The following is a 24,699-nucleotide window of genomic DNA, read 5'->3' on the forward strand; positions in this document are numbered from 1 at the left end:
TGATCTCATAAACCCGCAGCTCGGATCGGGTCTGTCTCTTCGGAGGCAGGCCCCTTCTTCGTTTCCGTGCAGGACGAGATCAAGGCCGAACGCAACCCCGGCCCCGTTCGCGCCCTCTTCCCCGTCGAGGTGGGAAGCCCTCGTAAGTGAGCATTACGCACATGACTTTCTTCGGTCCGGGAATCCATGGCTCTTCAGCGCGCGCAGATCGCCATCGTCGCCATCGGGTACGACGACGCCCCCCATGTGGCAGACGCGGTGCGCTCGGCGTTCGTCCGAGGAGCGGCGGTCCGTGAGGTGATCGCCGTCGACGACTGCTCGACGGACGGCAGCGGGACCTGCTGGAGCGGCTCGCCGCCGAGGATCCGCGTCTGAGGGTGATCCGGCGCCGAACCAACTGGTCGATGACGGCACGCCGGGTGTAGAGGTCGGGGCGCCGGGCACGGCCGTGGACAGCCTGGCCTCATCGTTGTCAACGATCAGGACGACGGACATGGCGGGTCGTTGCTCCCCGTCCCCCTTCACCCCATTCATCCCTTCTTCCACCCTCTGGAGGTGATCACGCGCTTGAGGGTCGCTCGGGTAGAAGGGTCGCTTGGGTAGATGCCGATGACGGCGGGCGGGTTCCTTCACGGAACCGGCCCGGCACGTCCTGGCCCTGCCCTCACCTCACAGCGTGGCGCGCAGGTGGCTGACGGTGACGAAGTGGTAGCCGCGGGCGGTGAGGGTGCGCAGGATCTGGGGGACGGCGGCGACAGAGGTGGCGTGGATGTCGTGCATGAGGACGACGTCGTCGGGCTTTGCCTTGTCGATGACGGTCTGGGCGACCCTGGCGGGGTAGCGGTACTTCCAGTCCTCGGTGTCGACGTCCCACAGCACCGGCGAGAGGGTGGTGGCGGCCTTGACGGTGTGGTTGATGGCGCCGTAGGGCGGGCGGAAGAGGGTGGGGGTCTTGCCGGTGGCTGCCTTGATGGCGGCGCTGGTGCGGTTGAGCTGGGAGGCGATCTGCTGAGGGGTGAGCCGGGTGAGGTCGGGGTGGTTCCAGGAGTGGTTGCCGATCTCGTGGCCGGCCTTCGCCTCGGCGCGGACGAGGTCGGGGTGCGTGGCGACGTTCTGGCCGACGGTGAAGAAGGTGACGCGCGCCTTGTACTGGGCGAGGTAGGTCAGCAGGGTCGCGGTCTCGGGGGCGGCGGGGCCGTCGTCGAAGGTCAGGGCGATGCACTTGACCTTCTTGCAGTCGGTGTCGTCGTCACCGGAGGCGGTGTGGGTGGGGACGGCCGGAGCGGGGACGTGGGGCGCGCCCAGGTCGAGTGAACGGCTGGGGCTCACGGTCTGCCGCTGGGCGCGCTTGCCGAACGCGGACAGCCATGGAGTGATCGTCTTCTCGGGGATGGTCACCGTCTGGGCCCCGGCGGCCGGAACGCCCACGTCGCCGCGGTCGAAGTGCACCCGCAGTCCGCCGTCGGCGGTGAAGGCCATGTCGTCCAGGGCGGTGTCGCGGCTCTCCGGGTCGGAGAACGTGTCGTCCAGGCCGGCGGCGTCCACGCCCTCCCGGTCCTTGAGCTGGTCCTTCAAGGCGGCGAGGAAGGCGTCCCGGGAGCCGTCGGCGACGAGTCCGAGTGCCGTGCGGTAGGCGCCGGCCTTGCCGTCGTACCAGTACGTACTAGTGGACAGTCCGTCCGCCGCGGCACTCTGGTCCTGGGTGGTGAGGCGGACGCCGAGCACGTCGCCGGAGGCGACCAGGAACTGGTGGCTGATGTTGAGGTCGCGGCCCTCCGCGCCTGCCGAGTCGTCCCCGCACGCCCCCGAGCGGAAGGTCGCCAGGCGCCGCTCCACGTACTTCTTCATCGCGGCCGTCATCGCCTCCGCGCCCGGCACGTCCGGGTAGCTGGTCGCGAACGGGCAGGAGCTGCTCTCGCTGCTGTTGTTGTCGATCTCCAAGCCCTTGATCTTCGACGGGTCGACCGTCCGGACCGGGGACGGCGACGAGCCGGGCCGCGCGCCGGCGGATGTCGTGGCCGGGGACTCGGACGTGCCGTGCGCACAGGCTGCCGTGAGGGTGAGCGAGCCGAGCAGCAGGAGGGAAGGGAGCAGGGTGTGAGAGCGCATGTGACCAGAACCTGAGGGAGAGGACCTTCCGGGCGTCGCGGGACCGGACGCCGGCCCGGCCGCCGCGTAGGAGGACGCCGACGGCCGTGGTGGTCTCTGATCGTTCTGGTCAGGGGCGTTTTTCAGCGAGGCCCGGGGTCACTGTGAACAATTCCGGGGCTCACTCCGGTGGTGCTATGTCCCTTTTGCGGGGGTTCAGTGCGCCGGCGGGCAGACCTGCCGGTACGGCGCGTCGGGGACGTACCGCCGCCACTGCGCCGGGGTCAGCCCGCCGCCGGCGCGCTCGCAGACGGCGCGGACGGCCGCGTCGGGGGCGATGGGGTGGCGTTGCAGCACCACGTTCGGGCCGGTGGCGTAGACCGTGCCGTCGTCCCGGCCGAAGGCGAGCGAGCGGATCTCGTCCCCGGGTGAGGGCAGGTCGCCGCCGAGCAGCCGCTGGCCGGAGGTGTCCCACAGCCGCAGGGTGCCGTTGGCTCCCCCCACGGCGAGGGTGTCCCCGTCGGAGGAGAAGGCGAGTGCGCCCACTGCCTCGGCCCGGCTGCTCGGTGCCGTGTCGGAGGTGCCGGTGAGGACACCCGTGGCGTGGCGCAGGTCACCGTCCCAGAGGGTCACGTGCCCGGTGGTGTCGCCCACGGCGAGCCGGGTGCCGTCGGGGCTGAAGGCGAGCGCGGTGACCTCGCGGCCGTCGGCGAGCGCCCACCCGGTGACCTTGCCGGAGGGCAGGTCGGCGTACTGGTCGGCGGAGCCGACGAGCAGCCGTCCGTCCGGCCGCACGGCCACGGCCTGTCCGAAGAAACCGTGCAGGGTTCGCGGGCCGCGGTGGGTCCGGGTGTCCCAGACCTCCGCCGCCTCGCCGTCGCCCGCGGAGCGCACGGCCATCACCGTGCGCCCGCCGGTGCCCAGGGCGAGCGCGGACACGGGGCGGTCGGCCGCTCCGGAGGTGGTGAAGCTCGTTCGGACCTTGTGGGCCCGTACGTCCCACACGGTGAAGCGCTGCCGCAGGGATCCGCCCGAGGAGGTGGTGTCGGCGACGGCGAGCGTGCGGCCGTCCGGGCTGAAGGCCAGCAGCGGGGTCTCGTCGCCGGTGACGCTCGGCAGGGGGCCGAGCGCGCTCCGGGCGAGGACGGCGCCCGTGCGGGTGGAGCGCAGTTCGAAGCGGTAGCCGGACCCGGACCGTGTGGCGGTGGCGAGGGTGGTGCCGTCCGGGCCGAGAAGCGTGGCGTCGGCCGGGGTGCTCTGCCAGTGGGGGGCGAGGCGGTCCGTGAGGTCGAAGGTGTGGACGGTCGCCCGATCGACGTAGCGCAGGATGCGGCGGCCGTGGTCCGGGGTCCACGTCAGGTCGCTGACCTCCGCGCCGGCCAGCGGCCGGTGGAAGACCTGCCCGCCCCCCGACGCCAGCTGCCATACGGCGATCTCCTGGTCGTCGGCCGTGGCGAGGAACTCTCCGTCGGGCGAGAGGTCGGCCTGGGCGAAGCCGCTGGTGCCGCCGCTGGCGAAGTCGGCGACGACGCGCCCGCTGCGGACGTCCCAGACGGTGGCCGCTGTCCCGTGGAGCACGGCCAGCCGCCTGCCGTCCGCGCTGAGGCGCAGCAGCCGGTCCCCGCCGTCCGCTCCCGAGCCGGTGCCGCACACGGTCTTGCCCGCCTTCCGCCAGGCGCCGGGCAGCTGCCTGCCGTGCACGGTGTCCCACACCTGGGGCGGGCTCTCGGCGGGGCAGAGGGCGGCCAGACGTCCACCGGAACTGAGGGCCGCCGTGGTGAGGCCACGCGAGACACCGGTGCTGAAGAGGACCTTGCCGTCGTCCGTCCGCCGGACCCGCACCTCGCCGGGCCCGTCGAACGGCTGGATGAGGTACGCGTCTCCGTCGGGCGCGGTCGCCCCGAGGTACGCATCGCCCAGATCGGCGGCGGACCTACCCTCCGGGAGGTTCCACAGGGTGTCGCTGTCCGCCGCCGTCAGGACGAGGAACCGGCCGTCCGGGCCGGTATCGGACGCCTCCGCTCCGCTCGGCAGGTGGTAGGCGCCGGTGCGGCGGTGCTCGGCCACGTTCCAGGCGGTGACGCGGCTGCCGTCGGCTCTGAGCAGGGTGCGGCCCTGGTCGGTGAGGAAGCGCCGGACGTCCTCGCCGGTCTGCGGGTCGGTGAAGGCGTCTTGTTCCGGCTGGGCGAGCGCGCCCAGCAAGGCCGAGCGGGACTCGGTGAGCGGGGCGATCCGCCACGCGGCGGCGCCGAGCAGGGAGGCGGTGCGCGGGTCGGTGGCGCGCAGGCTCTCGGCGACGGTGGCCAGGCGGCGGGCGGCGGCCTTGGCGGCCTCCTCCTCGCTCACCCGGTCGCGCTGCCAGGCGACGAACCCCGCGGCCAGCGCGAGCACGAGGAACACGGAGAGCCCGACGGTGAGCACACGCGTACGGCGGGCCGTGCGCGTCTCGGCGTCCCGCTCGGCGTCACGGGCCGCGGCCGAGGCGCTCAGGAAGGCCCGCTCCGACCGGGTGAGATCGTCGTCCTCCCCTTTCTCCCGGTTCTCCCGTTTCTCGCGCTGCCTGCCGAACAGTTCCTCGGCGCGGTCCAGCCGGGTCCCCCGGTACAACGCACCGGGGTCACGGTCCAGCTCCTCCCAGGCGCGGGCGGCCTCGCCCAGGGCCCGCTGGGCGCGCAGCCGCTCCCGGCTCTCCTCGATCCAGCCGGCGAGACGCGGCCAGCCGGTGATCAGGGCCTCGTGGGCGAGTTCCACGGTGTCGCCGTCCAGGGCCACCAGGCGGGCGGAGGCCAGACGTTCCAGGACGTCCGGCGCACCCGGCCCCAGCTCGGACCGGGACGCCGGGCGGCGCGTGTCGGCCGTGCGGTCCCCCGGGGCGATCAGCCGCAGCAGGATGCGCCGGGCCGTACGGGCCTGGTCCTCGTCCAGGTCGCCGTAGACCTGCTCGGCGGTGGCGGCGATCGCCCCGCGCACGCCGCCCGCCTCCTCGTAGGCGGCCAGCGTCAGCGTGCGGCCCCGGCGGCGGCGCCACGTCTCCAGCAGGGCGTGCGAGAGCATCGGCAGCGCACCCGGCTGGTCGCCGACCTCCTCGATGATCCGCGCGGTCAGCACCCGCTCCACGTTGAGCCCCGCCGCGGTGGCGGGACCGGTGACGACCTCCCGCAGCTCGTCCCCGCTCATCGGCCCGACCAGCAGGTTCGCGTGACCGACCGCCTCCGCCAGCTCCCGGTGCTCGGCACAGTGGCCGTAGAAGTCGCCGCGCACCACGACCACCACCCGCAGGCGGCTCTCCGGCTCCCGCGCGCTGAGCAACAGGTCCAGGAAGCGGTCCCGCTCCTCGCGGTCGTGGCAGAGGGTGAACAGCTCCTCGAACTGGTCGACGATCACCCAGGTGTCCAGCTCGCCGTCCTGGGGCACGAGCGCCTGCCGGTGCGTGTGGGCGGGCCGCTCGCCCGGGGTGAGGACCCGGACCACCGCCGGGCGGTCGGCACCCGTGGCCTTCCGCAGCAGCGGGATGAGGCCCGCCCGGAGCAGCGAGGACTTGCCGCTGCCGGAGGGCCCGAACACCGCCGCGAACCGGTGCGCGCGCGCCAGGTCCAGGAGTTCGCGGACCAGCGCCTCCCGGCCGAAGAACAGGTCGCTGTCGTCCGGCTCGAAGCGGGCCAGCCCCCGGTAGGGAGCCCGCTCGTCGGCCGAGGGAGCGCGCAGTTCGGCGTCCGCCTCCCGCCAGCGGGCCCCCCACTCGTCGGGGTCGGCGTCGAGTGCCTCCGCGTAGGCGCGCACCACCGCCAGGGTCGGCAGCTGGTCGCCGGCCGCGGCCTGGGAGAGGGCGGTCGTGGAGTAGCCCGCCCGCTCCGCCATCTCCCGGTACGGCGGTTTCCCGGCCTTCTCCCTCAGCAGCCGCAGGTCGTGCGCGAGGCGCTGCACCGGACCGGCGCTGGGATCCACCGGTTTCTCGCGTCGGCCCACGAAGTGGCACCTTTCAAGCCTCGAACACAGGAACGGGCGACAACCTACGTTTTCACCCCTCCGGAGGCAATCCCGGTCCACCGCGCGGGAACGCCCTGCTCAGGGCACCAGCTCGATGGAGTCGTACGACACCCCGGGGCTGAGGTAGGCCGTGCCGCCCGAGCCGCTGACGATGTCGATCGTCAGCTCCTGATCAGCGGTGGCGGACTTGATCCAGGCGCTCGCCGGGATGGCGTAGCGGTAGGTGTGGTTGTTGCCGCGGTAGGAGCCCACGGTCAGCGAGCGGGTCGTCGGTTCCTTGGCGGCTGCGGGTACGGCCGAGACCCAGTCGTTGACCCTGATCCTGGGCCTGCCGTTCGCGAACGCGGTGGTGATGCCGATGTTCAGGGTGTGGCCGGAGGCGAGCTGTTGCCGCGTCAGCCTGAAGCGGATCGCCAGCCTGTTGTTGATGTCCGCCCACTGGTAGCAGGGGAAGTCCGCCGAGGACGAGGAGCCCACGGTGTAGACGCCCGTGGTCCAGGGCCTCGCGCGTGCGTCGGAGGGGTGCATGGTGGTCATCAGGGACGCGTTCTTGAAGCCGCCGGGGGTGCCGGTCCAGTCGCCGATGCGCCAGAGAGCGGCGTTCCGGCTCGGGTCGGCGGTGATCTTCAGCGTGTGCAGGGCCGTCGTCTTCCCGGCCGTGACGGTGACGGACGCGGTGTGGACGGCGAGTTCGTCCTTGTAGACGGTGAGCTTGTAGGTGCCCGGCAGCATGTACGGGGAGACGAAGTGCCCGGTTGCCGCGTCGGCCTTCGCCCAGTACTGGGCGGTGGCGTTCGAGAAGCCCACGGTGTAGGCGTGGCCGTCGCCGCGGCCGCTGATGCCGACGCCGGCGACCCGCCCGCGACCGCCGCGGCCGACCCAGCTGGCCAGACCCAGACCGTCGACCCACGACGTGTCGATCACGTCGTGCGTGAGCGAGCGGGCGGGCGCGCCGCCGTCGGTGAAGGCGAGGACGTAGGGCCCCTGGAGGCCAAAACGCATCGGCTCGGTCTGGTTCTCCCCGTAGTAGAGGATCTCGTACAGCCCCGCGCCGTCCTCGTAGTGGTGGCGCATCAGGGAGCGGTAGAACGGGCCGCCGGACGCCTTCTCGTGGTTGCTGCGCACCATCCACATGCCGACCTTGCCGTCGCTCCAGCCCACGTGGTCGTAGTCGATGACGCGCTGGTTCGAGTAGTGCTTGGAACGGGTGGTGCCGTTCGGCTTGCGGCGGATGTCCTGGGCCTCGATCAGGGTGTCGGTGCGGGCGTCCCAGGAGTCGGGGTCGTTGTTGGGGAAGAGGCCGGGCCTGACGCGGACGATGTAGCGGGTGGCGGTGATGGAGGCGTCCGCCTTGTTGGTCCACATGTAGACGTTGTTCTCGCCGCGGCGGGCGGCGTAGTAGTGGTGCATCGTGCCGTGGACGACGGTGACCAGGACGGTGTCGCCGCTCTTGCGGATGCTCACCGTCGACGTGCCCAGGCCGGTCTCGACGTGTGAGTTGCGGTTGCCGTAGCCCTGGTATTCGGTGCCCTTGTAGACCAGGGAGGTCAGGTCGCCGTTGCGGTGGTCGACCTTGAAGACCAGGTCGGCGCCGGTGGTGATGACGTACGCCCGTCCGTCGTCGCGGTATCCGAAGGCACTGGGCGCCGCGTCGGCGGAGTCGAGCAGCGGACCGGCGACCGCGGCGCCCGCGCCGAGGACGAGCCCGCCGGCGGCGGTTCTGAGCAGGACATCGCGGCGGGTCAGGCGCCGGCGACCGTGTGCGGCCATGGTGGTTCCGTTCGTGAGCAGGAAGCCGATTGAGCTTGCGTAAGAGCCTGATTGAGCTGTGGTGTGTGCGGCGGTGGTGGCCGAGCCGGGCCACCACCGCCGGGGGTGCCTTCCCGTTACCGGACGGTGCGGTAGGCGTTGCGGATCGTGCCGGTGTAGGTGTTGCCGGCGGTGTCGGCGAGGGCCGTCCTGAAGGAGACGGTGCCGGGCTTCCCCGGGTTGGTAAGAGTCAGGTGAGGCTTGCCCCCCGCCCCGGTGTGCACCGGGAGCTGCTTCCAGGTGCGGCCGCCGTCGTAGGACACCTTCACCGTCAGCGACTTCAGATGCCCCTTGGCCGCCGCCGGGCCTTGCAGGGACAGCGGGACGGTGATCCGGGCGCCCGCCTTCGCCGTGCCGGTCAGGCTCAGCTCGGGATGGAAACGGACGACGGAGAGCGGCCAGGCGACCGTCCGGGTCTCGGGCGTGTTCGCCGAGGTGAACGTCCACACGCCCTCGACGTGGTCACTGACCTTGTAGCCCTTGCTGCGGTCGGCGGTGATGGACAGCTTGTAGCGCGCTGTCCGGGCCGGCAGGTTGGAGTAGGTGTTGGGGCAGGTGTCCTCGGTGAAGTCGCCTATGACCTTGCCGCCGGACGTGAGCCGGGTGTGGACACTGGTCTGCACGGAGTACGAGAAGTTGCCGGGCCCGTCCGAGAACATGGGCACGCACAGCGCGTAGTACCGCCCGATCCGCACACCGCCCACGACCTCCGTCGGTGTCACGACCGGGCCGTGGACACCGCCGTCCAGAGTGACACGGTACGTACGGTCCGGCTCGAAGCGGCGCGAAGTGGCGAAGGCGGTCAGACCCTCTCCGTCCGTACCGTTCTGCGTCCGGGCACCGAGGATCCAGCGCACACCGTGGTCGGTCGACAGATACTGCACGATCTTCGCGGTCGGCGCCGCACGCAGCGGCCCTTCGAAGGCCGACGTGACCTGGTCGAGCGCCGGCCGGCCCGGCGTGGTCCACGCGTTGTTCTGCGCGGTCTCCGCCTTGGCCAGGGCCGTGGCGACCGAGGTGTTCACCCTGGCCATGCCCCGGGTGGAGGCGAAGGTACGGGTGAGGCCGTCGAAGAAGCCGCCGGTGCGCGTGGTCACCAGGTTGTACGCCGGGGATGTCGCGGTGCGCTGCCAGACGCCGCCGGCCTGGGCGATGAAGGAGCCCGCGGGGGCGTTCGGGCCGACCTGACCGAGGAAGGTCGTGCCGGCGTCGAGGCCGGTGGCGGCGGCGAAGTCGTAGGCCCGCTTGGCGCCGCGGGCGGCGAAGACGACCTGGCCGTCGCGCAGGGTGGCCCGGCGATCCGGAGCGGTCACCTTCACCGGCTTGGCCTTGCGCCCGTCGAGGGCGACGGTGGTGTCGTGGTCGAGCACGAGGCGGGGAGCGACCAACTGGGCGGACCGGCCTGCCGGGGTGATGGTCGTCGCGCTGATCGCGTAGCGGCCCTTCGGCAGCCGCAGGGTGACCGTGCCGTTCCGCGCCTTTCCGTCGTCGTAGGGCGTGAACTGCTTGCCCGTGTCCAGGCCCGCCACGGTGACGTCGGGCTCGTTGTCGCGCTTGCCGTCCCGGCGGGTGGTGACGAGGGTCAGCGTGTGCGACTCCACCGCACGGTCGACCGCCACGGCGGTGCGGACGCTCTGTCCGTCACCGCTCGCGGTGACCGCGCCGGAGTAGAGGCCGTCGGCGCTGCCGAGCCGGGTGTCCGCCCTGACCGTCGCCCGCGCCGAGCCGCCTACAGGGACGGTCAGCCGGGCGGGGGAGACGGTGACCATGCCGGAGGGCGCGGCCTTGCCGTCGGGGCCGGTCGCGGTGAGGCCCAGGCGCAGGGTGACCGGCCGGGTGCCGTCGTTGCGGTAGGTGAGAGTCCGGGTGACGGGGGTGTCGTCCTGGTGCGGCCAGGGGTTCGGGGTCCCGAAGTCGACCGACGACGGCTCGCTGCTGACGGTGGTGCCGATCGCCCGGGTGAGGTCGACCCGGCCGACGCCGACGTCGTACGGAGTCACGCCGGTCAGCCCCCTGGTGGAGGCCGTGAGGGCGGCCTTGAGCCGCTCGCCGGTCCAGCCGGGGTGCTCCTGGGCCAGGATGGCGGCGGCGCCCGCAGCGTGCGGGGTGGCCATCGAGGTGCCGGACATCGACACATAGCCGGGCGCCTCGTCGTTGCCCTCGGTGCCGTGGGCGGCCTTCGCGGCGATGATGTCGACGCCGGGCGCGGCGATGTCCGGCTTGAGGCGGCCGTCGACGGTGGGGCCGCGGCTGGAGAAGGAGGCGATCTCGTCGTGGCGGTCGACGGCGGCCACCGTCAGGGCGGCGGCGGCCGATCCCGGGGAGCCGAGCGTGGTGTCCGAGGGGCCGGAGTTGCCGGCGGCGATCACGAACAGGGCGCCGGAGGAGGCCGACAGGTCGTTCACGGCCTTCTCCAGAGGGTCGACATCGGGGGTGTCGACGTCGCCGAGGCTCATGTTGACGACCTTGGCGCCCTGCGCCACGGCCCACTGCATACCGGCGATGATGTCCGAGTCGTCACCGAAGCCCGTGTCGTCCAGGACCTTTCCGACCATCAACTCCGCGCCGGGAGCCACCCCCTTGTACGTCCCGCCGCTCTTCGCCCCGGAGCCCACGATGGTGGAGGCGACGTGGGTGCCGTGCCCCTGCCTGTCGTCGGTGGAGCCGGAGCCGCTGAAGTCCTTGGCCTTGAGGATCTTGCCCTTGAGGTCCGGGTGGGTGGCGTCGATGCCGGTGTCCAGGACGGCGACCTTGACGCCCTTGCCGTCGTAGCCCGCCTTCCAGGCGGTCGGGGCACCGATCTGCGCGACCCCTCCCCGCGGGTCGGGGGCGACGGCTTCCCGCGCGCTGATCCTGACCCGCCCGTCCAGCCACACCCGGTCGATACCGGGGGCAGCGGTCACCGCGGAGCGGCCGCCGACGGAGTCGGTCAGCGCCTGCCACACCTTGCCCGCGTCCGGCTTGTCGGCGGTCAGCGCGTCGCCGCGGAGGGCCGACAGCCGGTGCGTCACCTCCGCCTCCGCGGCGACCAGGGCATCCCTGGCCCCCTTCTGGGCACGGCCGGAGCCCTTGTAGGAGACGATCAGTGGCATCTGTCCCCGATGCGCGTCGTCGTAACCGTCCTCGACCAGTTCCGTGACGTCGAACAGACGGCGGTCCAGCCTGCCGCTGCCCAGCAGCCTCGTCGCGTCGAGCGGAACGACGTAGGTGTGGCCGGCGAAGCGCCGTACCGAGTACCCGACACCGCTACGGCCCTTGCCCGGCCGCACCTCGACCACCCGGCCGTTGCCGTCCACACCGACGGTGTCACCGGTCAGCAGCGTCACGCGCGCGGCCGGCCCCGCCGGGCGGCCCGGGGACAGGGTGGACGGGCCGGACGACCCGATCGGTGCGGCGGAGGTGACCGTCGCGGTCGCGGTGAGGCCGGCCAGGGCCAGCACGGCGGCGATGCCGCACACCGTCCTGCCGTGCCCGCGCGGTCTCCTGCTGGTCCGTTGGCGCTTGTTCCGCAAAGAAGTGTCCCTTTCCCCGTCGTCGGCGCATGGTCCGTACGCAGCCGCGTACGCGAGTGGCAGGCGGCCCCGAGTCACCGGAGGGGGCATGGGATCCGGGGCCGCCTGCCAGAGGGCCGGTGTCGGGGGGATCGCCACCGGCCCGCACCGACTCTGCACGGCCGGGGAGTTGTTAAGTAGGCCCTGACCAGCACTGAAAAATGCGGGGCGGCGGCTGCTGCGCGTCCGGCCCGACACGGCGGGCCATGGCCGGAAACCGACCGTGTTCTTCGCCCTCGTGCATCATCCAGTGGTCCCTCACGCCACGGTGCCGGGCTCGGTTCAGAGTCTGAGCCGCGTACAGAGCGCCGACGGCCGTGGCCAGGGTGCCGAGCAGGAGGCGTAGGGCCCGGCCGGGCAGGCGGGGCTGGAGGCGGGCGCCGAGGCAGCCGCCTATGAGGCCGCCCACGCCGCAGCCGAGGCCGAGCCACCAGTCTGGGGCGACGTCTGCGGAGCTCGTGAGGGACAGCAGCGCATAGGCGGTGGCGCCGACGAGCGACGTGGTGAACGTGGCGGCGAGCGCGGCCGGGGCGACGCGGGCGACGGGCAGTCGCCGTCCGACGAGGATCGGGCCGAGAGCCGCCGCCGATGCCGTAGATGCCCCGACCACACCGACCGCCAGCGCGAGGCCGGTCAGCGTGCGCGGGGCCAACTCGCCTGCGGGCGACGGGCGGCGGCGTGCCGGGGCGAGGGCGCGCAGGAACAACCACAGGCCGAGCGGCAGCAGGGCGGCTGCCAGGAGCCGGAAGACGTCCGGGCCGGGGAGGGCGGAGACCGGACGGTGGCGCCGGGGACGACGCCGGGCAGCGCCCGGCACCAGGCGCCGGGCGAGGTCGCCGCGCAGGTCGCCGTCGGGTCGGTAGCGCCACAGGGCTACGGGTCCGGCCACCACGTTGTACAGCAGGTTGGTCGGGGTGACCTCCGGGTGGGGCACGCCGAAGACGCTCAGCTGGACCGGAGCAGGGACACCGCGCCGGACACTCCGACCGGGGCGGTCACGGTCGCGATCACCAGCCCGGCGGCCGGCCCTCCGCACACGGTCCGGTCCACCGTCGCCCCGCTTCCCCTGACCCTTCGAACACCCGGTCGGTATCAGCGGCCCGGAGGGGTACGGGGTGGCGTGCAACGAGGTGTTCACGGGCGGCCGGCGTGACCGTCACCGGTGAACGGCGTCCGGGCCGGCGCCTGAGCAGATCGGCTACTTTCGTCCCGTGACCCGGCGGCAGGCCTCCGCGTACTCCCGTACCAGCGGACGTCGCCCGTCCTCCCGGCGCCAGGCCAGGACACAGCGGCTGGGCGTGAGTCCGCGTACCGGGCGGGCGGTCACGCCGCCCAGGGTGAGCAGGGGGACGTTGCCCGTGGCCACGAGGCACACGCCGAGACCGGCGGTCAGGGCCTCGTACGTCTCCTCCGTGCTCGCGATCTCGGCGCCGACCCGGGGAGGGCGGCCGTCGCGGGCGTCCAGGGCCAGCCAGTAGTCGCGCAGCGGGCCCGTGCTCTCGGGCAGCGCGAGGAACGGCTCGTCGAGCAGGTCCGTGAAGTCGACCTCGGTGCGGTCGGCGAGGGGGTGGGTGTCCGGGACGGCGACCATGAGCGGTTCCTCGGCTACGACCGTCCAGTCGTAACGCTCCTGGCCGGGCAGGGGCAGCCAGACGAAGGCCACGTCCGCGGCGCCGTCGGCGAGGCCCGCGGTCGGGTCCTCCCAGTTGACCTGCCGCAGCCGGATGACGGCCTCCGGGTGCGCCGCCGTGAAGCGGGAGCGGATCGCGGGCAGCAGGCCGCCGCGGACCGGGCTGGTGCTCATGCCCACTACCAGCGTGCTGCGCTGCGCCGCCCGGGCCGCCTCCACCGCGGCCGCCCCCTCCGCCCAGTCCGCCAGCACCTGCCGGGCGTACGGCAGCAGGGCCCTACCGGCGTCGGTGAGGGCCACTCCGTGCCGGTCGCGCCGGAACAGCTCGATGCCCAACTGCCGCTCCAGCGTCCGGACCTGCTTGCTCAGCGCGGGCTGCGACACGTACAGGCGCTCGGCGGCGCGGGTGAAGTGCAGTTCCTCGGCCACCGTCAGGAAGTAGCGGAGGTCCCGCACATGAACGTCCATCGTCATAACCATCGGTTATCACCAAATGTCTTGGACGAACAACTGCCCGACGGGAAAGGGTGGTTCACGCAACGTCAGGGCGGGAGACGAGGAGCGGGCATGAACAAGGTGTGGCTGATCACCGGCGCGAGCAGCGGTTTCGGGCGGGCGATCGCCGAGGTGGCCCTCGCCGCGGGCGACGTCGTGGTCGGCGCGGCCCGGCGCCCCGAGGCGCTGGACGACCTGGTCGCCGCCCACCCCGACCGGGTGGAGGCACTGCGCCTGGACGTCGCCGACACGGGCGCCGCCGAGGCCGCCGTACGGGACGTCGTGGCGCGGCACGGGCGGATCGACGTCCTGGTCAACAACGCGGGCCGGACGCATGTCGGTGCCTTGGAGGAGACCACCGACGAGGAGTTGCGGGCGCTGTTCGAGGTGCATGTCTTCGGCCCGGCCGCCCTCGTGCGGGCCGTGCTGCCCTACATGCGGGACCGGCGCTCGGGCGCCATCGTGCAGATGAGCAGCGTGGGCGGGCAGGGCTCCTTCGCGGGCTTCTCGGCGTACAGCGGAACGAAGTTCGCCCTGGAGGGCATGTCCGAGGCGCTCGCGGACGAGGTCCAGGAGTTCGGCATCAAGGTGCTGATCGTCGAACCGGGAGCGTTCCGCACGGCGCTCTTCGACACCAACAGGGCGGGCGTCAGCGCGGACAGCGGGGTGTACGCCAAGGTGCGCCAGACTCGCGGCTTCGTCGCCGGCGGAGACGGCGCCCAGCCCGGCGACCCGGCGAAGGCGGCGGCCGTCATCCTGGCCGCGCTGAACGCGGAGCGGACCCCGCTGCGGCTGCCGCTCGGAGAGGACAGCGTCACCACGGTTCTCGGCCACCTCGACCAGGTCCGCGAGGAGGTCGTGGCCTGGGAGAAGCAGACGCGCGCCACGGCGTTCGACGACTGACCGCCGGCCCCGGCCGCGGCGGGAGACGGCTGAGTGTTGCGTACGCGCAACTGCGTGCCGCGAGGCGAGTCGAGGCGGCTGACCGTTGCGTGCGTACCGCCCGGGCAGGCGACTGCCGTTGCTGCGTACACGCCGCGAGCCGAGGCGGTTGGTCGGTTGCGGTGTACGCAGCGAGGGACCTGGCCGACTTGCGTGCCCGCGCGCGAAACACCGGCAACCCCCGTCGCGTACCCGCCGCCATGCGAGACAGCAGACCGTCCCGTGCACGCCGTGGCGCGCCCCCGGCATCGACCCTTCAAAGGCAGGCCCTACTCCCACGGTTCCGTGATGTCCCCGCCCGGCTCCCACCCGTACCGCGCGAGATGGTCCGCGGCCTCTTCCCACCCCGCCCTCCGCAGCGGATCGACAGCGCTGTGGAGGGCGAAGACGGTCCCACCCGCACCCGTGAATGGCGTCGCCTCGGCCGTGCCGTCATGTCCAACCCGTGAGCGGCGCGGCCGCCGCGCTGGGCTCCGGCGCCGTCGACGCGCTGCTGTGGTGGTGGCGGCAGGACTCCGCCGTGCAGGGCCCTTGTGCAATTCCTGTGGAGGCCTCAATCTTTCGCTGACGCGCAGATGTCGCTCGTTGATTGACATGACCATGACCTTCGGGCGGCCGACGGGCGTGCACCACACCCCACAGCGCACCACCGATTGAGGAGGACCCCTCAGATGGCAGTGATGCGTACTCCCCACAGACCCACCCGGCGAAGACTGGCCGCGCTCGGCGCGACGGCCACCGCGGCGCTCGTCGCGAGCCTCGTCTCCACCCTCCCCGCCGGCGCGGCCCCGGCCGCGTCCGAGGGGCGCATCCAGTACGAGGGCGCGGTGAACGCCGTGGCCGACAGCTACATCGTGACCCTGAAGACGCGGAAGGCCGGTTCCGCCGAGGGCCGTGCCCTGGCGCACGAGTACGGCGCCGACATCGAGCGGACGTACACCAAGGCTCTGAACGGCTACGAGGTCGAGGCCTCCGAGACCGAGGCGAAACGTCTCGCCGCCGACCCGGCCGTCGCCTCAGTCGTCCAGAACAGGACGTTCGCCATCACCGGGACCCAGCCCAGCCCGCCGTCCTGGGGCCTGGACCGCATCGACCAGAAGAACCTCCCGCTGAACAGCTCGTACACCTACCCGGACAAGGCGGGTGAGGGCGTCACGGCGTACGTCATCGACACCGGCGTCCGCATCACGCACGGCGACTTCGGCGGCCGGGCCTCCTACGGCTACGACGCCGTCGACAACGACAACACCGCCCAGGACGGCCACGGCCACGGCACGCACGTCGCCGGCACGGTCGCCGGCGGCGCCTACGGCGTCGCCAAGAAGGCCAAGGTCGTCGGCGTCCGCGTGCTGAACAACTCCGGCCAGGGCACCACCGCCCAGGTCGTCGCGGGCATCGACTGGGTCGCGCGGAACGCCGTCAAGCCGGCCGTCGCCAACATGTCCCTCGGCGGTCCGGCCGACACGGCCATCGACACCGCCGTACGCAACGCCATCACCTCCGGCGTCACGTTCGTGGTCGCGGCCGGCAACGAGTCCACCAACGCCTCCACCCGGTCCCCGGCACGTGTCACCGAGGCCGTCACGGTCGGCGCCACGACGTCGAGCGACGCGAGGGCGAGCTACTCCAACTACGGTTCGGTCCTGGACCTGTTCGCGCCCGGCTCGTCCATCACCTCGGCCTGGAGCACGAGCGACTCGGCGACCAACACCATCTCCGGTACGTCGATGGCCAGCCCGCACGTCGCCGGAGCCGCTGCCCTGCACCTGGCCGACAACCCCACGGCCACGCCCGCGCAGGTCTCCACCGCGCTGACGGCCGCCGCCACCACCGGCGTCGTCACCAGCCCCGGCAGCGGATCACCCAACCGGCTCCTGAACGTCGGCGGCGGTACGACCACCCCGCCCGGCCCGCGCTTCGAGAACACCGCCGACCAGCCCATCGCCGACAACGCCACCGCCGAGTCCCCGGTGACCGTCTCCGGCGTCTCCGGCAACGCGCCCTCGGCCCTGGCCGTCGAGGTCCACATCGTCCACACCTACATCGGCGACCTCCAGGTCCAGCTGATCGCCCCCGACGGCACGGCGTACACGCTGAAGTCGTACGGCACCGGCGGCAGTGCGGACAACATCGACACCACGTACTCCGTGAACGCCTCCGCCAAGGCTGCCAACGGCACGTGGAAACTGCGCGTGAGCGACAACGCCCGCCTCGACACCGGGCGGATCGACGCCTGGGCGCTCCAGTTCTGACCCATTTCGTGACCGCCCGTCAGTCTCCTGACGTGTCCAGTACGTAGGCGTCCTCGTCCTCCGGGAAGGGCTTCGGGTCGGTGACCCAGCCCGCCGCGAGGACGAGGCTCGTCTCGCAGTGGACGGCGAGAAAGCCGAAGGGGCGGTCGAAGACAGCCATCGCCCGGACCGTCTCGTACGGCGGCTCCTCCGGCGACCGGCCCCGGTGGACCGCACTCATCGTGGTTCCCGCGGCCGCCTTGAAGCCCTCCGCGCTGAACGTGGCTGTCACGGCCTGCAGCGCGGAGCGCAGGACGAGCGGCGCGGGGCTCACTCCTGGGAAGGGAGGGCCCGGGGTGTCACGGGACCGTGGTCAGGCCGAAGAGCGCGTGTGACGCCAACAGATCGTGCTCCGCCCGCAGGGTGAACTCCACGGCGAACAGTGTCAGGGACGGCGGCTCGGCGGTGTGGGTGCGCCGCTTGTGGACGGACAGTCCCGGACCGGCCGCACCCTCCGGGAGGCGGCTGCCTGGTATCGCGTCGAGCATGCCCGCCGGCCAGCACTTCTCCCGGCCTCATCCGCTCCGTGCCCAGCAGCAGGTGGACGTCGACTCCCCTGTCCCCGCGCACGACCACCCGCGTGACGGCCCCCGAGCCGGTCCGGGCCACCGTGACGCTGTCGATGTCAGGAACCTCCCGCACGAGCCCAGCCCGGCCGTAGCGGCCCAGCCAGCCGCCGAAGTGGCCCTCGAACGGCACCTCCCAGTCCGTCCGCAGCACCAGTGCCGTGGCCAGCACCAGGGACGTGTCCGGCCGTAGCGCCGCCGGCACGCGCTCGATCGTCCCGCCCGCCCGCCGCGCGGCCCACGCGTCCAGGGCCCGCCGGTCGGCCGCAGGATCCCCCGTCAGCACACCGTGCGCCTCCGCGGGCAAGCCGGCCGCCCACTCCTCGCGCAGTTCCACGGTCCGCGCGGTCCACAGCCCCCAGCGCGGTTTCCAGACCGTCCACCTCCGGAAGCACCGCGAGCAACTCCCGCCCTGCCGCGCCCGCCCCGGTCCGCCGGCACCCCCAGCGCCTCCGCCAGTTCCTCACGCACCGCGCCAGTCCGCGAGGAGGGCCGGGCGGCGTTCACACCCCGGTGGCCGAGAACACCGTGCCGTCGCCGATCCCCGACGCCCAGCGTGCCGTGAGTCGGTTCGCCGCCCGTACCGACGGATCGATCGTCTGCATTCCGCACCGGTGAGCCCGCCGCTTACGATGCGGCCAGCCGTACGTCGGTTCGCACGGCCACTCTCTCCCACCGCCTCAGCCAGGAGCACCGTACCCGTGTCGACACCCCCGTCCCCTGGGAACCAGCAGCCCCAGGACCCGTACGGCCCGCCGCCTGCGAACCGGCCCCAGGGAGCCCAGGGTTACGGCCCGAACGGCCCGAACGGCCCGAACGGCCCGAACGGCCCGAACGGCCCGAACGGCCCGAACGGCCCGAACGGCCCGAACGGCCCGTACGCCCACTACGGCCCCACCGGCCGCCCGTACGGCGCGCCGGTCTCCGTCAACGCGCTCGCCGTCACCGCGCTCGTGCTCGGCCTGCTCTGCTTCCTGCCCGCCGCGGGGCTCGTGCTGGGGCTGATCGCCTTGCGGCAGATCAGGCGGAACGGCCAGAGCGGCCGGGGGCTGGCGATCGCCGGGGCCGTGCTGTCGTCCGTCGGGATCGTGCTGTGGGCGGTGACGCTGTCCACGGGTGTGGCGTCGGAGGCCTGGGAGGGGTTCAAGGACGGCGCGCAGGGCAACGAGAGTCTGTCGCTGAAGAAGGGTGACTGCTTCGACGCGCCCGGCGGGCTGGAGGGCGATACCTACGACGTCGACCCGGTGTCCTGCCGAGGCGGGCACGACGGCGAGGTGTTCGCGGTCGTGACGCTGCCGGGCGGCGCCTTCCCGGGCGACGCCGAGGTCACCGAGATCGCCGACGAGCGGTGCTACGAGCTCCAGGACCAATACGCCATGGACTCCTGGGCGATGCCGGCCGACGTCGACGTGTACTACCTCATGCCGTCGAGGGAGAGCTGGCGATACGGCGACCGCGCGATCACCTGCGTCTTCGGCAACACCGACGCGAAGACGAAGCTGACCGGCTCCCTGCGCGGCGACCCCACCACGCTCGACGCCGACCAGGTCGTCTTCCTGTCCACGGCCGAGGCCGTCGACGCGGCGCTGTACGAGGAGCCCGAGGAGACCCCCGAGGACGACCTCACCGGCCACCGGGCTTGGGCCAAGCAGATGGACGACGTGCTCGGCGAGCAGGTCGAGGCACTGCGCGGGCACTTCTGGCAGTCCACCGCCCAGCAGCCCGTCGCCGACCTGGTGAGGGACATGGAAGACGCCCGCGAGCAGTGGTCCAAGGCGAGCGCGGCCGGCGACCCGGACACGTACTACACGCACTACGACAAGGCCTACGAGTACGTCGACGGCCCGGCGACCGTCACCGCGCGCAAGGCCCTCGGACTCGCGACGACGCCGCCCTCCCCGGGCGAGACCGAGGGCGGGGACTCCGAAGCCGAGGTGTGACGGCGGCTATAGCGGGGAGAAAATGCCTGCGTAAAGCCTTCGGGGCCCCCATGTCATCACATCGAGTGATTCTCTGGCCTTTGCTTGCCTGGCACAACCTACGGTTGCGACGCTGTTGCTGTCTGTACAAGCTGATGGGAGCGGCCAGTGACATTCGGTGAGCAGCCGGCGTACCTGCGCGTCGCGGGTGATCTCCGCAAGAAGATCGTCGACGGTCAGCTGCCACCGCACACCCGTCTCCCCTCCCAAGCCAGAATCCGCCAGGAGTACGGCGTCTCGGACACCGTCGCCCTGGAGGCCCGCAAGGTGCTCATGGCCGAGGGGCTGGTCGAGGGCCGCTCCGGCTCGGGGACGTATGTGCGCGAGCGGCCCGTACCCCGGCGCATCGCCCGCTCCGGATACCGCCCGACCGGCGGGGCCACGCCGTTTAGCCAGGAGCAGGCCGACGGCGAGGGGCGCGGCACATGGGAGTCCAGCAGCGAGCAGACCGAGGCCAGTGTCGCGGTCGCCGAGCGGCTGGACATCGAGCCGGGCGAGCGCGTGATGTGCACGAGGTACCTCTTCCGCGAGGGCGGCGAGGCGATGATGCTCTCCACGTCCTGGGAGCCGCTCGCCGTCACCGGCCGTACGCCGGTGATGCTGCCGGAGGAGGGGCCGCTCGGCGGCATGGGCGTCGTCGAGCGCATGCGCGCGATCGACGTGATCGTGGACAACGTCACCGAGGAAGTGGGCGCCCGCCCCGGGCTCGCGGAGGAACTGCTCGTCCTCGGGGGCGTCCCCGGGCATGTGGTCCTGGTCATCCAGCGCACGTTCTACGCCTCCGGCCGCCCGGTCGAGACGGCCGACGTGGTCATCCCGGCCGATCGGTACCGGGTCGCCTACCACCTTCCGGTCAAGTAGCGAACGCTCACTTCCGTCCCGCGGCGCGCCCCCCGCGCGCCCCGCTCACACGGCCACCGCGAGAGCCGTTCTCGGCCGGGGTCGTCCGTGTCCCCTGTCCGGTCGTCGGTTCTCCCAGGTCGGCGGCGGCGTCTGCGGTATGCCTTCGATCGGGTGCGTCGAGGTGCGATGACGGCGCGTTCGCTGTCGTGCGCCCCCTGCGTTCTGGCTGGTTGCGTACCTCTTTGTGAAAAGCCGTATTCGCTGCGTGAAGGTTAGGCGTAGGCTCGGGCATATGCGCATTGCGGTTTCCTTATCGGGTGGGGCACGGCACAGGCCGCGGGTGGGAAGTGGAGGGGCGCGATGAACGACAGCACGATCACTCTTCCCTGGCTCGTGATACGGGAGGACGACAACGGCAACCGCTACCGGGTGGGCCGGTACGCGACCCGGGCCGAGGCCCAGAAGATCGCGGACAGCCTCGACGGCCGCGGCCACGAGCAGCTGTACTGGGTCGAGCGGCTCGGTCAGAACGGGCCGGGCGGGGCGCACGACTGACCACGGGTGTGCCCGCGCTCCGGGACGGGGCCCGGCCGCGCTCCCGTAGGCTCCCTGCATGAGTGAGCGGATCGTCGTCGTAGGTGCCGCGCTGGTCGACGACGGGCGGCTGCTGGCCGCCCGGCGCAGCGCGCCCGCCGAGCTGGCCGGGCGCTGGGAGCTGCCCGGCGGCAAGGTCGAGCCGGGGGAGACGGCCGACGCGGCGCTCGTACGGGAGCTGCGCGAGGAACTCGGCGTCGACGCCGAGGCCGGCGGGCGCGTCCCGGGGGAGTGGCCGCTGAAGTCGCCGTACGTCCTGCATGTGTGGACCGCGCGACTGCGACCCGGCTCCGCCGCCCCCAAGCCCCTTCAGGACCACGACGAACTGCGCTGGCTCGGCCCCGACGAGATCTGGGGCGTGGACTGGGCCGACCAGGACGTGCCCGCGGTACGGCGGACACTGGCGCACCTGGGACCCCTCGGCGGCCCCGGTACGGGAGAAGCGCCCGGCGCCTGAGGCCAACCGGCGGCGTGCGAGGCCCGAAGGCGGTCGTACGGGCGCCCTGTACGCCTTTCGTGCCACAGTGGGCCGCCCCACGCGGTACTCCGCCCCTGATATCGGGTATGTGCCCATTAATCCTACGAAACGGGACATAGGTGGGCCGCTGTCGGGGAAGTGATCGGCGTGATCGACACCGAAGGTGACCGCGCCGAGTGGACATTCCCCGCCGAGCCGGGCGCCGTGCGCACCGCCCGCCAGGCCGTGCGCGGCCACCTCCGCGGCTGGGGCCTCGACAGCCTCGCCGACCTCACGGCGTTGTTGGTCAGCGAGTTGGTCACCAACGCCCTGCGGCATGCCACGGGCCCCATCGGCGTCCGTCTGGTCCGCCCCTCCGAACTGAACGGCGTCCTCCTGGTGGAGGTCTCCGACCCGCTCCCGGACCCGCCCCGCGAACGCACCGCCAGGCCCGAGGACGAGAGCGGCCGAGGGCTCCAACTGGTGGCCTCCTCCTGCCGCCGCTGGGGCACCCGGCCCGGCGGAGTGGGCAAGACCGTGTGGTTCGAACTCGCGGTTCCGGAGTGAAAAATCGGTGTACGTCCGCCCCGCCCCTGTCGAGCGAATGGTTCAGGCCAGTGGCGGTTGCCGACGGACGGGATTCGACGACGTGTCCCCTGGTTAGAAGACTGGAAGTGTTCTCACGGTCCGGACCGAAAACCATCGGGACCGTGCTGTGATCGTGAACACCGTGTTGTGCGGCACCGTAGTGCTGGATACTGTGGGCAGCCGCCCCCGGTGACCGGTGCCGGGCGCGGTGAGCTGGAGGGGACGGTTCGCGTGAGCGAGATACCAGCGAAGGCCACGGAGTCCGAGGACCCGTCGGCGGGCGCGAGGGCGAGGGCCGCGGACGGCTTGGCGTCCGCGGTCGGAGGTGCGCTCGCGGTCGACGGGGTGCAGCCCGGGGACGCCATGTGGCAGAGCAGTCCCCCGGGATCCATTTACGACTACATCAAGGTCGCGTCCTTCTCCATCGGCCCCGACGGGCTCGTCGACCAGTGGAGCCTGCGCGCCGAGCACCTGTTCGGCATCCCCGCCGAACGCGCCGTCGGCATGGACCCCATCGAGACGTTCATCGACCCGAGCCTGCGCGAGCGGGGCATGCGCAAGATGGCGGAGATCCTCGACGGGCGCGAATGGACCGGCGTGGTGCCCTTCCGGATGCCGAAGGGCGTCGAGGGGGAGTGCGGGCACGAAGGGCTCGCCGAGGTGTACGTCATGCCGACGCGCACCGAGGACGGCGAGAAGGCCGCCGTCTGCATCGTCGTCGACGTCCGCACGCTGCGCAGCATCGAGACCGACCTCGCCGCCTCGCAGGCCATTTTCAGTCAATCCCCGTTCGGTTTCCTGCTGATCGACTCCGACCTGCGGGTCCGCCGCGCCAACCACCGGTTCGCGTCCATCTTCGGCGGCACGCCCGACGACCACCGCGGCAAGGGCGTCCACGACTACCTCCAGCGCGGCGAGGCCGAGCGGGTCGCCGCCACGCTGCGCCGCGTGCTGGAGACCGGCAACTCCATCACGGACATGCACGTCACCGGCTTCGTGCCGGGCTCCGACGAGCGCCGCCACTGGTCCGTCAACCTCTATCGCGTGCACAGCGGTTCGGGCCGGCCGATCGGCATCGCCTGGCTCGGCACGGACATCACCTCGCGCCGCGCCGCCGCCCGCGAGGCCGCCGCCGCCCGCCGCAACCTCGCCCTGCTGAACGAGGCCGGCGCCCGCATCGGCAACTCCCTCGACCTGGAGACCACGGCCCGGCAGCTCCTCGACGTCGTCGTGCCCGGCTTCTGCGACCTGGCCACCGTCGACCTGTACCAGGGCCTGCTGGTCGGCGACGAGACCCCGCCCGGGCTCGCCGACGGCAGTGGCGAGCTGCGCCGGGTGGCCTTCGCCAGTGCCGTCTCCGACGAGCCCTTCGCCGGCACCGGCGTGCCCGTCTCGGTCGGCGCCGTCCACCACTACCCGTTCAACTCGCCCTGCGCGGACGCCCTGCGCACGGCCCGCCCGCAGACCGTCCCCGGCGAGGACGGCGGGCTCGTGCAGTCCACGATCGCCGTGCCGATGGTCGCCCACGACACCGTCGTAGGGCTGGTGCAGTTCGCCCGGACGAAGGGCAGCGAGCCGTTCGGCGACCGCGACCGGGACCTGGCCGTCGAACTCGCCGCGCGCGCCGCCGTCTGCATCGACAATGCCCGCCTCTACCGGCGCGAGCACGAACGCGCGTTGATACTGCAACGGTCCCTGCTCCCGCCCGGCGACCCGGAGGCCTCCGGCCTCGACATCGCCTGCCGCTATCTGCCCGGGAACGCCAACACCGGCCGGCCCAGCGAGGTCGGCGGCGACTGGTTCGACGTCATAGAACTCCCTGGGCACCGCACCGCGCTGGTCGTCGGCGACGTCATGGGCCGCGGCCTGCGCGCCGCCGTCGCCATGGGCGAACTCCGCACCGCCGTACGCACTCTGGCGCAGCTCGACCTCGAACCGGCCGAGGTGCTCTCCCAGTTGGATGAGATCGCCCGCGGCCTCGGCGCCCCCGGCGGCGTCCAGCAGGCGACCCGGGCGGCCCGCCGCCCCCGCGAGGCGGACCTCTCCGAGGTGTACCTCGCCACCTGTGTCTACGCCGTCTACGACTCCGTCACCCGGCGCTGTACCTTCGCCAACGCGGGCCATCTGCCGCCCGTCCTGGTCGAACCGGGCGAGCCGGCCCTGATGCTCGACGTGCCCCCGGGCCTGCCCCTCGGCGTCGGCGGCGAGCCCTTCGAGGAGGTCGAGGTCGAACTGCCCGAAGGCGCCCTGCTCGCGCTCTACACGGATGGACTGGTCGAAAGCCGCGACCACCCCCTCGACGAAGGCCTCCAGGCCTTCGTCAGCACCCTCGCCGATCCCGCCCAGCCCCTGGAGGACGTCTGCGACCACGTCCTCAACACCCTCGACACCCATCACGGCGAGGACGACATCGCGCTGCTGATGGCACGTGTACAGGGGTTGCCCACCGAGTCCGTCGGCGACTGGACCCTGCCGCGCGAGCCGCGCAGCGTGGGCCGGGCCCGCGAGTACGCGCGTGCCCAGCTGCTCAGCTGGGACATGGAACCCCTGGTCGACACCACGGAGCTCCTGGTCAGCGAACTCGTCACCAACGCCCTGCGCTACGGCGAGGGCGAGATCCGTCTCCGCCTCCTCCTCGACCGCACCCTGGTCTGCGAGGTCTGGGACTCCGGCCTGGTCCAGCCCCGCCGCCGCCGCGCCCGCGACACCGACGAGGGCGGCCGCGGCCTCCAGCTGGTCGGCCTCCTCAGCGCCGCGTGGGGCTCGCGCCGCACGCCCCGGGGGAAGACGGTGTGGTTCGAACTGCCCCTGCCGGACGGGGGAAGCGGGCTGCCGGATCCGGCGGAGGCGTTGCTGAGTCTGTTCTAGCCAGGTCTGCG

Annotated in this window: 15 protein-coding genes and 2 pseudogenes; 9 read left to right on the forward strand and 8 right to left on the reverse strand. The window is 72.4% G+C overall.

The genetic code is table 11. The features are described 5' to 3' along the window. Positions 1-186: 186 nt before the first annotated feature. A pseudogene (locus V8690_RS27900) lies at positions 187-398 on the forward strand (glycosyltransferase); the annotation flags it as partial. 271 nt (positions 399-669) lie between these two features. Here the strand turns inward: V8690_RS27900 and V8690_RS27905 are convergent. The 6 genes and pseudogenes from V8690_RS27905 to V8690_RS27930 all read right to left on the reverse strand — a co-directional run bounded on the left by V8690_RS27905 (position 670) and on the right by V8690_RS27930 (position 13,539). Then, positions 670-2,109, reverse strand: a complete 1,440-nt coding sequence (locus tag V8690_RS27905) for a polysaccharide deacetylase family protein (RefSeq protein WP_338782822.1) — start codon at positions 2,107-2,109, stop codon at positions 670-672. A gap of 195 nt (positions 2,110-2,304) precedes the next feature. Further along, on the reverse strand, positions 2,305-6,054 hold the full coding sequence (locus V8690_RS27910) for a helix-turn-helix domain-containing protein (protein ID WP_338782823.1): 3,750 nt from the start codon (positions 6,052-6,054) through the stop codon (positions 2,305-2,307). A gap of 99 nt (positions 6,055-6,153) precedes the next feature. Next, the gene (locus tag V8690_RS27915; protein WP_338782824.1) at positions 6,154-7,845 is read right to left on the reverse strand and encodes a rhamnogalacturonan lyase B N-terminal domain-containing protein; all 1,692 of its coding nucleotides are present in this window, start codon (positions 7,843-7,845) and stop codon (positions 6,154-6,156) included. Positions 7,846-7,961: 116 nt separating this feature from the next. Next, positions 7,962-11,396: a S8 family serine peptidase gene (locus tag V8690_RS27920; RefSeq protein ID WP_338782825.1), complete on the reverse strand. Its 3,435-nt coding sequence runs from the start codon at positions 11,394-11,396 to the stop codon at positions 7,962-7,964. 322 nt (positions 11,397-11,718) lie between these two features. Beyond that, positions 11,719-12,485, reverse strand: a pseudogene (locus tag V8690_RS27925) (sulfite exporter TauE/SafE family protein); the annotation flags it as partial. A 148-nt stretch (positions 12,486-12,633) separates the two neighbouring features. Then, the gene (locus tag V8690_RS27930; RefSeq protein ID WP_338782826.1) at positions 12,634-13,539 is read right to left on the reverse strand and encodes a LysR family transcriptional regulator; all 906 of its coding nucleotides are present in this window, start codon (positions 13,537-13,539) and stop codon (positions 12,634-12,636) included. Positions 13,540-13,632: 93 nt separating this feature from the next. Between V8690_RS27930 and V8690_RS27935 the strand changes: the two genes are divergently transcribed. Further along, positions 13,633-14,463 carry an oxidoreductase gene (locus tag V8690_RS27935; protein WP_338782827.1) on the forward strand — a complete coding sequence of 277 codons (831 nt, stop codon included), beginning with the start codon at positions 13,633-13,635 and terminating at the stop codon, positions 14,461-14,463. Between the two features lie 710 nt (positions 14,464-15,173). Then, positions 15,174-16,754 carry a S8 family peptidase gene (locus V8690_RS27940; RefSeq protein WP_338782828.1) on the forward strand — a complete coding sequence of 527 codons (1,581 nt, stop codon included), beginning with the start codon at positions 15,174-15,176 and terminating at the stop codon, positions 16,752-16,754. Positions 16,755-16,773: 19 nt separating this feature from the next. Here the strand turns inward: V8690_RS27940 and V8690_RS27945 are convergent, their stop codons facing one another. Together V8690_RS27945 and V8690_RS27950 are read right to left on the reverse strand one after the other, a co-directional pair. Next, positions 16,774-17,067, reverse strand: a complete 294-nt coding sequence (locus tag V8690_RS27945; RefSeq protein WP_338782829.1) for a hypothetical protein — start codon at positions 17,065-17,067, stop codon at positions 16,774-16,776. Between the two features lie 25 nt (positions 17,068-17,092). After that, positions 17,093-17,281 (reverse strand): hypothetical protein, encoded by a 189-nt coding sequence (locus V8690_RS27950; RefSeq protein ID WP_338782830.1) that lies wholly within the window; start codon positions 17,279-17,281, stop codon positions 17,093-17,095. A gap of 779 nt (positions 17,282-18,060) precedes the next feature. Between V8690_RS27950 and V8690_RS27955 the strand changes: the two genes are divergently transcribed. The 6 genes from V8690_RS27955 (at position 18,061) to V8690_RS27980 (ending at position 24,688) form a co-directional block, all read left to right on the forward strand. Continuing rightward, positions 18,061-19,299: a DUF4190 domain-containing protein gene (locus V8690_RS27955; protein ID WP_338782831.1), complete on the forward strand. Its 1,239-nt coding sequence runs from the start codon at positions 18,061-18,063 to the stop codon at positions 19,297-19,299. Between the two features lie 147 nt (positions 19,300-19,446). Continuing rightward, the gene (locus V8690_RS27960) at positions 19,447-20,199 is read left to right on the forward strand and encodes a GntR family transcriptional regulator (RefSeq protein WP_338782832.1); all 753 of its coding nucleotides are present in this window, start codon (positions 19,447-19,449) and stop codon (positions 20,197-20,199) included. Between the two features lie 342 nt (positions 20,200-20,541). Continuing rightward, positions 20,542-20,736, forward strand: coding sequence for an SPOR domain-containing protein (locus V8690_RS27965; RefSeq protein WP_338782833.1), 195 nt, complete (start codon positions 20,542-20,544; stop codon positions 20,734-20,736). A gap of 58 nt (positions 20,737-20,794) precedes the next feature. Beyond that, positions 20,795-21,232: a (deoxy)nucleoside triphosphate pyrophosphohydrolase gene (locus V8690_RS27970; protein WP_338782834.1), complete on the forward strand. Its 438-nt coding sequence runs from the start codon at positions 20,795-20,797 to the stop codon at positions 21,230-21,232. A 159-nt stretch (positions 21,233-21,391) separates the two neighbouring features. Then, on the forward strand, positions 21,392-21,799 hold the full coding sequence (locus tag V8690_RS27975) for an ATP-binding protein (protein WP_338782835.1): 408 nt from the start codon (positions 21,392-21,394) through the stop codon (positions 21,797-21,799). Between the two features lie 252 nt (positions 21,800-22,051). Further along, entirely contained in the window at positions 22,052-24,688 is a 2,637-nt protein-coding gene (locus V8690_RS27980) for a SpoIIE family protein phosphatase (RefSeq protein ID WP_338782836.1), read from the forward strand. Positions 24,689-24,699 lie beyond the last annotated feature (11 nt).

The organism is Streptomyces sp. DG1A-41, from assembly GCF_037055355.1.
Taxonomy (GTDB): domain Bacteria; phylum Actinomycetota; class Actinomycetes; order Streptomycetales; family Streptomycetaceae; genus Streptomyces.